The following is a 12,517-nucleotide window of genomic DNA, read 5'->3' as shown; positions in this document are numbered from 1 at the left end:
TAATGGTCATACAGATGGATCTGTGCCGAAGGATGGGAAAAAACACAAACGGGAGAGATACCGTTTGTGTTTTTTTGTTGTTTAAAGCTGAAATATATGATTATATACCGCTAATTAGGCGATCTTCCGTATTTTTTACTGCCAATGGGATTACTCCTTGATCAGGTCGAACAGGCGCACAAGTATGGTTGCAGCCTCTGCTCGTGTAGCAGGCTCTTTCGGATGGAAGGTTCCATCGTTATATCCGTTAACTAGATCAAGTTCGACCATCGTTGAGATGGATTTTTTAGACCAATCGGATATGTTGGAGCTATCTTTGAATTTGTTCACGTGTTTCTCGGTGCCCGACAGTCCGAAAGCGTTGACGAGAATGACTATCATTTGTTCTCGTGTTACCGGTTTATCCGGTCCGAATGAGTCAGCATCTATGCCTGCCACAATCCCTTTTGCAACGGCTGTAGAAATGGCATTAGACGCCCAATGGTTATTTGTATCCTTGAATAAGGCTTTATCGGCGCTAGTCTTATCGAAATTAAGATGACGTGAAATAACAGTTATTAATTCGGCACGAGTCATTGCTTTGTCTGGTTTAAAGGATCTGTCAGAGAATCCACTAAACAGTTTATTGTCACTCAATTGCGTGACTGATTTATTAGCCCAGTGATTATTCATGTCTTTGTACTCTACTGGCTGAGCCGATGGTGTTTCATTCGGCTTTGGAGACTCAACCTGCGGCGTCGATGTTGTAGACTTATTTTGCATATTCAGAAGCTCACTCTTCTTCAATGCGCGGTCTGTGATCCGAATTTCACTAATCCAGCCGTTAAAAGATCCCTCATGGACATGGTCATATTGGTTGGATCCAATTATCCAGGATTTTCCTGTTGTCATCATACCGCCTTGTTCGCCATCTGGATTCCGAAGTACCGGAGCACCGTCGATATACATGATCGTCTTCACACCATCATTTACAACGGCAACATGATGCCATTTAAAGAAGAGCTCCCCAGACCAGTTCGTAACACTATCATTATTCTTTTTCGGGAATACGGCATTGCATCTCTCTTAGCGTAGATATAGCCAAGGTAGCAGTTGGCTCATCCTTGTCTCCACCAGTATTACCGATATCGCTGCCGGTATCATCGCGTGTAAGGATACCCATCCAACCGTTTTTAATTGGATCCCATTCAGGCGCGATTTTCATATAGGCTTCGATCGTATATCCTTTATCGAATTCTAGGTTATTAACCTGAGCATTATCATTAGTCTTCAGGTAAGATGCTTTACCTGCGGTCTTATCACCGAAAATACGAATGCTGTTTTTTGTAGCTGAATCAATAGGCTTGTCCGAAGACCAGATCATATCTCCCGGCTTACTTTTTCCTTCATCAACTCGGTGCAAATTATTATTGTTGCCGGATAAATCTTTTACGACAACGGCTCCGTCGCCTGTAAGAGGCTGTCCGTCAACAGATGGATCGCTCTCAAAGCGCCAATGGGCAACTACGCCCTGGTTACTGTTGGGATCCGTAATACTAACACTCATGGTTCCTTCTGCGGAAAGGGCTTTACCGTCATTGGCTGTAAACTTGATTGTATCGATACCCGTAGCTCCAGCTTTTGGAGTATAGATGAAGTCACCAGTTAAGGGGTTTGTAATGACTGCCGTTCCTTGTGTTCCTGGATTTGTAATACGATAACTCAAGAAGTAATACGATTTCTTTCAACGAACTGGAAGGAATATCTACACATTCAGAGACAATAAGCAAAGACGTCTGCATAAATATTCCAAATAAACTTCTTGACAGTTGATAATGATAACCATTATCATAATAGTAAGTGAGAATAATTATCATTTGAGGTTATTAAGTGATTATTACAACTATACATATGCGGAGGGATAGATTTTGAAAAAGTTAATCGTATTTTTGCTTATTACGGCTCTTAGCGTAATGTCTGCCTGTTCGTCCACCAATAAAGCGGACAATCAAGCGAAGAATGAAGCGGTAACAAACACCGTAAGTAATGAGACGATTAAGACTAATACAAGCGAAGATACAGATAAGGTATACAGTTTGGAGAACGATGGTGTCGATAAAGCGTTGTTCACTGAAGCGTTAAGCCAATTTCCTGCGAAGGTGCCGGAGCGAATTGTCACGACATCCGTGCCATTAACAGAGATGCTACATTTGCTGGGGATTACACCGGTGGGTGTACCAACCTCTACTAATCCGATTCCTGCGGAATTCGAAGCGATACAGCGCATTGGCTCGCCCATGTCGCCGGATATTGAAGTTGTGACTAAGCTTGAGCCAGATTTGCTTCTCGGTGCGGAGTCGCTTCGAAGCACGTTAGATAAAAATCTAGAAGGTATTAAGTTGGAAAAAGCTTATTTACGTACTGAATCATTTGAGGATTTGAAACTTAGTATGAAAGTATTGGGCACTTATTTTAATAAAATAGATGAGATGAACGTTGTACTGACCAAGATAATAGAAAAGGAAAATGAGTTGATCAAACTAGCGAAAGGCAAGAAAATGCCGAGTGTCATGCTGATGATCGGAACTTCTGATTCTTTCATGGTTATGAGTGATCGCTCCTATCTAGGTAGTTTGGTGAAGAAGCTTAATGCAGATAATATCGCGACTTCCGTACTGAAAGTGTCAGAGGTTTACTCTCCAATTAACATGGAGAACATAGTAGCTGCTGATCCAGATATTATTCTAGTATTGGCATCAGGCGATCATGGCGCTTCAGTAGACAAGTTTCAGAAAGAAGTAGAAAAGAATAACATATGGACCAAACTCTCAGCCTATAAAAATGACAAAATTCATATTCTGGATTACAGTGTTTTTGGCGTAACCTCGATAATTAACGCGGAGACAGCCCTAACTCAAATCGCAAATTATTTCTATGAATAATAGAGGAGATAGCAAGTGATAAAAACATCTCGAAGCAGGACCATTGTTATTTTTACGTTAATTTTGACGATCATAGCTGCGATAATCGCAATCGGACTAGGTGGTGTGTCCATCTCGATACCAGAAATATTAAGTACAATCTTTAGTTCATCCTCCGAAGCGGTGAACGCCACAATCATATGGGATATTCGATTGCCGCGTGTATTGTTGGCGATGATCATCGGGGCGAATATAGCGATTTCGGGCGCACTCTTGCAAGCTGTAATGGGTAACCCTCTTGCTGATCCTGGTTTGACGGGTGTGACTAGCGGTGCGGCGGCTTGTGTACTGGTGATTATGCTTGCTGCGCCAGAATATACTCAATTCATTCCGATTGCTGCTTTTGTCGGCGGAATCATAGCTGCATCCATTGTTTATGCACTAGCATGGAGGCGGAACGGTATTTCACCGATCACAATTATCTTATCTGGCGTTGCGGTGAATGCCTTGTGTGGGGGAGTCATTGGATTTCTGACGATTATGTACAGCGATCGGCTCCCCACCGCTGTCCAATGGTTAAACGGTAGTTTGGCTGCGAAAGGTAGTAATGCCTTGGTGATGGTTTTACCGTATGCGATTGTTGGCTGGATACTATCGTTCTTCGCCATACGCAAGGCGAATATCATTCGGTTGGGCGATCAGGTCGCTTCTAATCTGGGTGAGAATGTTAACCGGATCCGTATCATATTGTCCTTATTAGCTGTATTCTTGGCTGCTATCTCTGTAGCTGCCATTGGGATGATCGGGTTTGTCGGTCTCGTTGTACCGCATATGGCTAGAATGCTAGTTGGCTCAGACTATAAGTATTTATTGCCGATGAGCATGGCACTTGGAGCACTTGTGCTGTTGATTGCGGATACGGGTGGACGCACACTGTTCTCACCGTTGGATATACCTTCAGGAATTCTCATGGCTGTCATAGGCGCGCCATATTTTCTGTACCTGATGAGAAGGAGGACATTCTAATATGTTTACTGTTGATTCCATTTCGATTCGGTATGAGCAGAAGAGCGTAATTAACGACTTCTCCTTCTCCGTTAAACAAGGTGAAATCGTGTCCATCATTGGACCGAATGGCTCGGGAAAATCAACATTACTCAAAGCAGTCTCGCGGCTTATTCCTTATCATACAGGTTCTGTAGTGCTCGAAGGCACGAATTTAAAATCAATGAGCGCCAAACAAGTTGCGCGTAAAATGTGCATGTTAAGTCAAAAGAATCAAGCACCGAGTGATATGAGTGTGATCGATCTTGTCTCTTATGGCAGATATCCGCACAAAAAGTGGTTTGAGAAATTAAATCATGATGATATGGAAATCGTCTATTGGGCACTTGAGAAAACTCATCTTGCAGCATATAAGGATCGACCGGTCGTTTCGTTATCCGGCGGTGAATCGCAGCGTGCATGGATTGCCATGGCGCTTGCGCAGCGCCCTAAAGTGATGTTGCTTGACGAACCGACAACTTACCTGGATATTTCCCATCAACATGAAGTGCTTGAGCTTGTTCGTGAGTTAAACCAGGATATGGGGATGACTGTTGTCATGGTACTGCATGACCTCAATCAAGCTTCTTGTTACAGCGATAGTATTGTTGTCGTGCAAGATGGCGAGAAGGCGATGTACGGCACACCGAATCAAGTTATGACAACGGACATGATCCGGCAGGTTTATCGGATGGATTCGGAGATTCAATATATTCCATCAGAGCAGAAACCTCGCATTCATTTGTTAAGTACCGTGAAATAGTCCGAATAAATTCAAAAACCACATTATGGAGGGATTTACATTGAAAAAGTCTATTGATTTGGAGAAGTATAAGGAAAACTATTTACAGTTTATTGCGAATCGTAGAAATCTAATTTTGAGCTTAATAGACGACGAAGGTAAGCCATTCATTAGTTGTGCCCCTTTCGTTAAGAAAGAAGGTAAGCTTTATATCTATATTAGTAAGATCGCAGATCACTATAGATATACGGAAAAAAACGAATATGTCGATGTGCTTCTTATTGCAGATGAGTCTGCAACGAACAATAAATTTGCAACGGAACGTGTACGTTTGAATTGTACTTCCAGTAATATGGGTAATGATGGTCATGAGGACATCTTCGAGTTGTTCAATACCAATCACGGTGCAAAGACGATGGATTTGTTGCGCGGACTAGATTTCTCACTGTTCGAGTTGACCCCTCTGCAAGGTCGTTATGTGGTTGGTTTCGGTATGGCATTCGATATAGACGTGGATGCGAATGTATTCAATCATGTTGTCATTGATAAGAAGAAAGATGTTGTATAAAGGAGCCTATTTCATATGACTTTTTCTACTGTCCTGCCGATTTGGCAAGCAATTCAAGAACGATTTCACAAAACGGCGAAGGCGTTATCGGAAGAGGACTTGAGCCTGCAGATCGGTTCAACATCCATCGAATCTTTGCTTCGTCATAACGCGGAAGTGGAATTTATGTTCGCGGATTGGTTCTTCGGCAGGAGTATACCGGAGGAGTGTAATAATGCAAAGAGCCCGGGATTGGTGGATAACAACAAGTCTTTCGCCTGTTTAGAAGAGTTGGTTGATTTGCTGAAGGCATCGAACGCGAATTTAATCGAAGCCATGCGAGAGCTTCCAGAGGAGGCGTGGCATCAGAGTGTTGAATCGCCCATGGGTGCATCAACACCACTTGAAGCCGTAGGCAGACTTATGTATCATACAGGGATTCATTCTGGACAGATTTCTCTCATTCAGAAAAACGCTCGCATCTAAGAAGTTAAGAAGTGCCCCATGTTACTGCGGAATACCAAGGATTACGGAATTATGGCTATGTTATATGGGGCATAAACTCCACCAATATCTTAAACATAAACGGCAGAGATGCCGTTTTTTGTTTTAATCTGGCGCATGACCAGCGGCTTTATTTACGCTAACCGATATCGTGCTGGACGATACAAGGGAATTCGTCATCATGTTCAAATGCGGGGCGCACATCCAATCCCAATCCATCCATTAGGACACACTTAATAGTCTCTTTCCATATATCAGCAAAGTCTAACCTAAATCCCGTCATCATATAGTTTGTAATACTATCTATGACAAGTGCAAGCATATGTGCTTTAGTCTCCGTATTCTGAGGTGAGACAGCACCTAATTCTACTCCCTTAGTAATAAAACGCGAAATCCGTCTAAAAACTCCTGCTGCATGGAAATTAGACGATCTGCATATTTTTCATCACGTCCGGCCGTTAGCATGAATTCGTTCAGAATACAAAGAACAGAGTGATGATTTTCGTAATCTATGGTCATATTCGCTGTCAATCTCACACGGATCATGACCCTCATGAAGAAACTAAAGTGAAAAAGAGTATAGAGAAAGGCGATTTTTCGTTCACAATGAACGAAAAGTCGCCTTTTTAATTAGGGATACACTCTATGAAATTAATAACACAAGTTTCTCAGTGCTCTCCAATTTATCAGGAGTCATTTTTTTTAAATGTCCTCTGATACCGATTCAAATTGTATAACGCTCAATTGTTTGATTCCTTAAGGAAGGATATGTGGTTAAGGAGTCTATTGTTTATGCCTTCTAAGGCTTAGACGAGACTAGGTTTTAACCAGCTCTTTGGCATACTGCTTGCCTGCTGAGAGAAGGTTGTCGCTCAGCTCAGGATCACTGACAGAACGAGCAAGCACAAGAGAACCGACCATGGTACTCAGTAGTGCACTACCCTTGGACGCGTCAATTTCCGCCAGATTGGAGATGAACGAAATCATCCGCTCCAGCTCATGGGTGAATACCTGTCGAACCTCTTCTGAAGTACGGGATATTTCTCCGGAAAGGGCAGGAAGAATGCAGCCCATCTCCGTTCTATCGCGGTGATACGGACTTAAATAGTAGTCAATGACAACATTGATCTTGGGGATCTGCCCCTCCTGGTCAGCGGCCTCCTGCAGAAGTGCGATGGTATCGCTAATGGCATATCGACAGGCTTCGGCGACCAGCTGTTCTTTATTGTTAAAGTGTGAATAAAACCCTCCATGAGTCAACCCGGCCCCCTTCATAATGAACGGAACACTTACATCGTGGATACCATTGGTGCGAAAAGCCTGGGCAGCACTTTCAATGATCGTTTTTCGCACTTTCATCTTATGGTCTTTGGGATACGGCATTGTAATCACTCCACAGCTTCATAATTCCACCTTCAAAATATTATAAGCGTCATAATAAAACGTGTCAATGTAGGCATCTTGTAACTGTTAGCTCAAGAAAGGCTAACAAGGCTGTTGACGTTTTTTAAATATGATGGTTATAATATATTATGATCATCATATTTAAAAAAACAACTTCAACAGGAGGTATTAGGATATGAGTAAGCTTGAATCCGTAGAAACGCTGGTCATTGGATCAGGTCCGGGAGGTTACGTGGCGGCGTTGCGATCTTCACAACTTGGTATGAAGACAGCGATTGTCGAACGCAGTCAGCTTGGCGGAGTCTGCACGCATGTTGGCTGCATTCCATCCAAAGCATTAATTGCAGAATCGCATCGCTATGATTTGCTCAGACAGTTCAGTAATGCAGATGCGGTAGCGTCATTTAAGAATGCTCAGGATTTCAAGCAGGGGATTGTGAATAAGCAGGCAGGCGGAGTTAGTTATTTATTGAAGACTGCCGGTGTGAGCATTCTGGAAGGAGAGGCTAGTTTGGTTGATGAACATACAGCTATTATCAAACAAACTGGACAGGAGCAAACCATTTCTTTTAAGTACGCCATACTGGCAACGGGTTCTCGTCCGATTGAGTTGCAAGCATTTCCGGTTGGAGGGCGTATTTTGTCTTCCACAGAAGCGCTGTCTCTCCTTGAGGTTCCGACCAGTCTGGTAGTTATCGGCGGTGGATATATTGGTGTCGAACTGGGGCAAATGTATGCCAAATTTGGAACAAGGGTAACGATCCTGGAGGGAGGAGAACAAGTGCTGCCGGGATTCGAGGCGGACCTTGCGGTCCCTGTTGTCCGGAAGTTGAAAGCCGATGGTATAAACATTATAACCGGGGCGACAGCTGAGAAAGTGGTGCAGAATGCGGATACAATTACACTGCATTATTTAAAAGATCAGGAGCAGCATCATGTTACAGCGGAATATGTGTTAGTCACTATCGGCAGAAAACCAAATACAGACGGTAAGTTAGGGCTGGAGCGCATAGGCTTACCAGTGACGAGCAGGGGACTGATCGGGACGGACGAACAGTGCAGAACGGCTATCCCGCATATTTTCGCAATTGGAGATATTACGGCTGGTCCGGCACTCGCTCACAAGGCGTCCTATGAAGCTAAGATTGCGGCAGAAGCCATTGCAGGTCATGCCTCCGAGGTTGATTATAAAGCCATGCCGCTCGTCGTCTTTTCTAATCCAGAGCTGGCTAGCGTTGGCTTAAGTGAAACGGAAGCAAAGGCAAAAGCCATCCCGATTGTTATTGGCAAAGCCTCTTTCGGGATCAACGGCAGAGCATTGGCACTGAGGGAAACCGAAGGATTAGTTAAAATTGTGGCGGACCAGACCTCAGGAATCGTGATGGGCGCACAAATCGTTGGCGTGGAGGCATCAACACTCGTATCGGAGCTAGCACTTGCTATCGAGATGGGGGCAACCGTGGAGGACTTGGCTATGACGATTCATCCCCATCCTACATTGGGAGAAGTGATTATGGATGCTGCCGAAAACGCGGTCAGAAAAATGATGATGAAAAGTAAAAAAGAACAGCAGATTTAACAACATATAGAGAATGGGAATGGGAATGGGAGAGATTGAAGAATGAAGATAAAAGTAGGTTTTTATATCGGGATTGCGATTGCGCTGATCGTTGGAGGTTCGCTTCTTGCTGTTAAAGGAAAGGATGCTGTCAGTCAGGCTGAGAGCAGGAAGCAAGGTATGCTTGAGGCGGAGCAAACGACAATATTTTATCAGAAGAGTCCAGGGTCGATTGTAGAGGTCAGTGTGGATGTAGGCGATTCTGTGAAACAGGGAGAGGTGCTATTCAAGGTTAAATCAGCTGAAGAAGGAGAAATGGATGTAATCGCGCCGGATGACGGATTGATCAACAGGATTGTTGTAAAGTCGGGGGATCAGCTGCTGCAAGGTATGCCGGTTGTGATTCTGCAAAAGAATACCTATTATACAGAGCTCTACATTCAGGAAAGTGAAATTGATAAGCTTGAGGTCAATCAAAGTGTTGATGTTCATTTTCCGTATTTGGATCGTTTAGTTCAGGTCGATGGTGTTGTCGCTTCGATTGCAGCTGCCCCTCAATTTGCCAACTTGCGTATGACACGTGAAAGAGGACAAGCGGATTTAAGTATGTTCCTTGTTCGAATATCTATGGATTCGAATGCTGATTTGCTTCCGGGTATGACAGCGGAGGTGAGACTTGATGAATTCGCTGATTGACGAGTGGAAGTACGTAGCGGGCAGCAAATATTTTCGCTTGATCTTTATCGGTCCGCTTGTCGCGGCCATATTTTTTGGTTTGATGTTTTCGCAGAACCAAATTAGCGAATCGCCAGTTGTTGTCATTGATGAGGATCACAGTCTGTATTCACGGCAGCTGATCTCTAAAATAAATGCTTCCCCATACATGAATGTCACAAACGTGTACTCCAGCCGTATGGCCCCAGAAACATTGCTGGCAAATGAGCAAGCTGTAGCGGTCATCATGCTTCCGAAACAGTTGGAGATACGTCAGCAGCAGGGGATATCAACGAATATCGGCATCTTAATGGATAACACGATGCCCTCAGGGTTGACTGGTATCCGGACTGCGATTCAGGAAATCATCGTAACGGAAAATATGACCCTCTCAATGACCCGTCTGCTTCAAAAAGGGATGGATGCCGAAACATCTAAAGGGCTTGTTTCTCCGTTGTCCCTTCAGCAGCGGATGCTGTTTAATCCGACCACAAGTTATGTAGGCTTTATGGTGCTTGGATTTGTGAATATCGTGGTTTTGATGATTACAACAAGCGCAGCAGGCTCGATTGTACCTCGCCTGCGTCAGGAAGGGAAGCTCTTTGCAAATGGAAAGTCGCCTGTGCAGCTTTGGATTCGTATTGTACCTTACGCTGTCATGACTTCCCTTTCTCTGCTCCTATGCTATGGATTATTAAAGCAGGTGGGAGGAATGCGGTTTGAAGCGGAGCCTTATCTTTTTATCATCCCACTGCTTGTTTATGCTTTTGCCTTGTCACTCATGGGATTGTTGATCGGTTATTCTGCCAAAGACCTGTCCAAAGTCAATTCACGGACCAACTTCGTATTGTATCCGTCGTTTCTTGCTACTGGAATTCAACTGACTCCGCTAGCGTTTCCGGAGCCCTTTCAAATCTCTGCATGGGTATTACCTATGAACTGGCTTAACCGCCTTATACGCGGGATGGCTTTTCGGGATGGGGCGCTAACAGCCTATAGTCAGGAGATAGGGGCACTGCTGATCATTATTGGTGTTGTGTCCTTGTTAATTGGATTGCTGGTACTACAGGAAGCAAGGAAAGCTACTCCTAGCCGGGAACCGCTTGTGAATTCGGACGTTCTGCCGAGTAGCAGTTAAGCCTCAGTAGTAGTGGGCACAACAAGTCCAAGTTGTTGTCTTACAGATTAGATTGATGAAGCAGAATTAAAATGAGCTTCAAAGGTAAGGGGCAGTGAAACCCTAGTATCTACCATAAATTTATAGTGAAACATCGGACTTTCCCGATGTTTTTTTGTTTTTTTCTAGTGTATAATTTAGTGTTAGGCTGTGGTCACATGGCGTATTTTTTGATGTCTTCGTGAAATCTCAATGATTCTGATTATGATAACTTGACAATGAGCGCACAATTTCCAGACCATCACTACTGGATGAAGTCTATCATAATTTGAAAAAGATTTTCGTATAGTTTTTGTATAGGTGTAATTGTTAAATTATAAATGTAGAAAATTGCTGAGATTTGCAGAAAGTTGCAGAAAGTTGTTATTATATGTGAGGTTCGTGCCGATTCTAACTGTGAAACTAGTGAATTCGCAGGGGGATTAGACGACGGCTAGTAAGAAGACTTACAAGAAGGAGTAGAGGAATGAGAGTAGGTAAAGAGGCAATCCCCAAACGACATTTCATCCCAATAGTAGTTGTGCTACTGGCACTGACATTTCTTGCCGGCTGCGGAATATTTGGAGGCAGCGATGATTCCGCTAAGAACATGGAAGGTAAGAAAAGTGCGGAGCAACCGGTCTCACGCTATACGGGCGAGAAGAGCAAGGCTATTTCCTTCGTGTATACCACTAAACGGACATTAGCGCTTACTTTTAACGGGATGGGGGATGCCAAGACGATGAATCAGCTGTTAGATGAGTTGGATCTCTATCATATTAAGGCGACCTTCTTTCTTCCAGGAATGAGAGTAGCAGAAGAGCCTGATATCGCCCAAGACATCCTTGCTCGAGGTCATGAGATTGAGAATAACACCTTGAATCAACTTGATATGAGCAAGCTCAGATATGATCAAGTGTATAAGGAAATTCAACTGAGCGACCAGATTATTACAAAGGAAACAGGCGTAACCCCTAAGTATGTCAGAACCAAATCCGGTGAATTTACCGATGATGTACGCCTAGCGGCGGCACACAATGGGCAGGACGCTGTTATTTCTTATAGTTTATTTCTTCACAATTGGCAGAACGAAACCGAGCAGCAGAAGAAGAATTATCTGCGAAAATATATCAATCGCGGTGGAATCATTACACTGGATATAGAGGAAAACACGCATATTCTGAAGACGATTCCGCTTATTGCTGAGGCCGCTGCTGATGTAGGCTACGAATTTGTTACGCTGAACAAGCTTGTAGAGCAAGGCGGGGAGAGAAAACCGTTAGAGGCCATAGAGGGTTATGATACAGTCCAGATCAACCCGAATAACAAAGCTAAGTATGATTTGATTTATAGAAAAGAGACATCGAAGAAGAAAGTGGTACTCACTTTTGATGACTGGGGAACGGATTATACAATAACCAAAATTCTGGATATTTTGGACAAGTATCATATTAAGGCATCCTTCTTCCTGCGGGCAGATGGAGTGGAGAAGAATCCCAATCTGGCAAGAGCGATTGCAGAAGCGGGACATGATGTGGGCAATCATACGTACAGCCATCCCGTGTTATCAACGATAACTCCAACCCAATTGCAGGAGGAGGTCGTGAAAGCTTACCAGGTCATTACGGAGGCCATTCAGGAGAAACCGGCGATGCTGTTCAGACCTCCAACCGGCAATATTAATGACACAGAGGCAGGAATTATAGCCGCTACTGGGTATGAGACGATTGCGAATTATGATGTAGACCCTAACGACTGGAATAAGAACAAGTCTGCAGATGATATTGTGAAGGGGATTCTGGGGCAGACCCGTAGCGGGAGTGTTATTTTGCTGCACATGTTAGATGATATCCAGACGATTGAGGCACTGCCAATTGCGATTGAAAGCTTGGAACGTAAAGGATTTACCTTTGTAACCATGACAGATATGATCAGTCAAAAATGATAG

The 12,517-nt window shown here is 43.7% G+C and carries 13 protein-coding genes and 1 pseudogene; 9 read left to right on the top strand and 5 right to left on the bottom strand.

Annotation, left to right across the window (positions count from 1 at the left end):
• Positions 1-150: 150 nt before the first annotated feature.
• The 3 genes and pseudogenes from UB51_RS29510 to UB51_RS15040 all read right to left on the bottom strand — a co-directional run bounded on the left by UB51_RS29510 (position 151) and on the right by UB51_RS15040 (position 1,705).
• Positions 151-576: an S-layer homology domain-containing protein gene (locus UB51_RS29510; RefSeq protein WP_340140894.1), complete on the bottom strand. Its 426-nt coding sequence runs from the start codon at positions 574-576 to the stop codon at positions 151-153.
• Positions 571-981: pseudogene (locus tag UB51_RS26530) on the bottom strand (S-layer homology domain-containing protein); the annotation flags it as partial. The pseudogene UB51_RS26530 and the gene UB51_RS29510, both read right to left, overlap by 6 nt.
• 49 nt (positions 982-1,030) lie before the next feature.
• A complete protein-coding gene (locus UB51_RS15040; RefSeq protein ID WP_052675957.1) occupies positions 1,031-1,705 on the bottom strand; it encodes an Ig-like domain-containing protein in 675 nt (224 codons plus the stop codon).
• Positions 1,706-1,907: 202 nt separating this feature from the next.
• Between UB51_RS15040 and UB51_RS15035 the strand changes: the two genes are divergently transcribed.
• Genes UB51_RS15035 through UB51_RS15015 form a run of 5 tightly spaced genes read left to right on the top strand, consistent with a single transcriptional unit; the run spans position 1,908 to position 5,719 of the window.
• A complete protein-coding gene (locus UB51_RS15035) occupies positions 1,908-2,921 on the top strand; it encodes an ABC transporter substrate-binding protein (protein ID WP_052675956.1) in 1,014 nt (337 codons plus the stop codon).
• Between the two features lie 15 nt (positions 2,922-2,936).
• Positions 2,937-3,926 (top strand): FecCD family ABC transporter permease, encoded by a 990-nt coding sequence (locus UB51_RS15030; RefSeq protein WP_052675955.1) that lies wholly within the window; start codon positions 2,937-2,939, stop codon positions 3,924-3,926.
• Between the two features lies 1 nt (position 3,927).
• On the top strand, positions 3,928-4,707 hold the full coding sequence (locus UB51_RS15025) for an ABC transporter ATP-binding protein (protein ID WP_044877993.1): 780 nt from the start codon (positions 3,928-3,930) through the stop codon (positions 4,705-4,707).
• A gap of 40 nt (positions 4,708-4,747) precedes the next feature.
• On the top strand, positions 4,748-5,254 hold the full coding sequence (locus UB51_RS15020; protein ID WP_234405447.1) for a pyridoxamine 5'-phosphate oxidase family protein: 507 nt from the start codon (positions 4,748-4,750) through the stop codon (positions 5,252-5,254).
• A gap of 15 nt (positions 5,255-5,269) precedes the next feature.
• Complete coding sequence (locus tag UB51_RS15015) at positions 5,270-5,719, top strand: DinB family protein (RefSeq protein ID WP_044877991.1); 450 nt, start codon at positions 5,270-5,272, stop codon at positions 5,717-5,719.
• Between the two features lie 384 nt (positions 5,720-6,103).
• Here the strand turns inward: UB51_RS15015 and UB51_RS28310 are convergent, their stop codons facing one another.
• Together UB51_RS28310 and UB51_RS15005 are read right to left on the bottom strand one after the other, a co-directional pair.
• Complete coding sequence (locus UB51_RS28310; protein WP_160297272.1) at positions 6,104-6,274, bottom strand: hypothetical protein; 171 nt, start codon at positions 6,272-6,274, stop codon at positions 6,104-6,106.
• A 279-nt stretch (positions 6,275-6,553) separates the two neighbouring features.
• The gene (locus UB51_RS15005; RefSeq protein WP_044877990.1) at positions 6,554-7,120 is read right to left on the bottom strand and encodes a TetR/AcrR family transcriptional regulator; all 567 of its coding nucleotides are present in this window, start codon (positions 7,118-7,120) and stop codon (positions 6,554-6,556) included.
• A 196-nt stretch (positions 7,121-7,316) separates the two neighbouring features.
• Here UB51_RS15005 and lpdA point away from each other — a divergent pair, with 196 nt between their 5' ends.
• The 4 genes from lpdA to UB51_RS14985 all read left to right on the top strand — a co-directional run bounded on the left by lpdA (position 7,317) and on the right by UB51_RS14985 (position 12,514).
• The gene (gene lpdA / locus UB51_RS15000; protein ID WP_044877989.1) at positions 7,317-8,720 is read left to right on the top strand and encodes a dihydrolipoyl dehydrogenase; all 1,404 of its coding nucleotides are present in this window, start codon (positions 7,317-7,319) and stop codon (positions 8,718-8,720) included.
• A gap of 42 nt (positions 8,721-8,762) precedes the next feature.
• Positions 8,763-9,395 carry a biotin/lipoyl-containing protein gene (locus UB51_RS14995; protein ID WP_044877988.1) on the top strand — a complete coding sequence of 211 codons (633 nt, stop codon included), beginning with the start codon at positions 8,763-8,765 and terminating at the stop codon, positions 9,393-9,395.
• Positions 9,379-10,551, top strand: coding sequence for an ABC transporter permease (locus UB51_RS14990; protein ID WP_044877987.1), 1,173 nt, complete (start codon positions 9,379-9,381; stop codon positions 10,549-10,551). The genes UB51_RS14995 and UB51_RS14990 overlap by 17 nt, the downstream gene beginning before the upstream one ends.
• Before the next feature lie 505 nt (positions 10,552-11,056).
• Positions 11,057-12,514 carry a polysaccharide deacetylase family protein gene (locus UB51_RS14985; protein WP_044877986.1) on the top strand — a complete coding sequence of 486 codons (1,458 nt, stop codon included), beginning with the start codon at positions 11,057-11,059 and terminating at the stop codon, positions 12,512-12,514.
• Positions 12,515-12,517: the final 3 nt, after the last annotated feature.

The sequence above is a fragment of the Paenibacillus sp. IHBB 10380 genome (assembly GCF_000949425.1).
GTDB lineage: Bacteria > Bacillota > Bacilli > Paenibacillales > Paenibacillaceae > Paenibacillus_AQ.
This window is presented reverse-complemented; position numbering and strand designations above follow the sequence as displayed.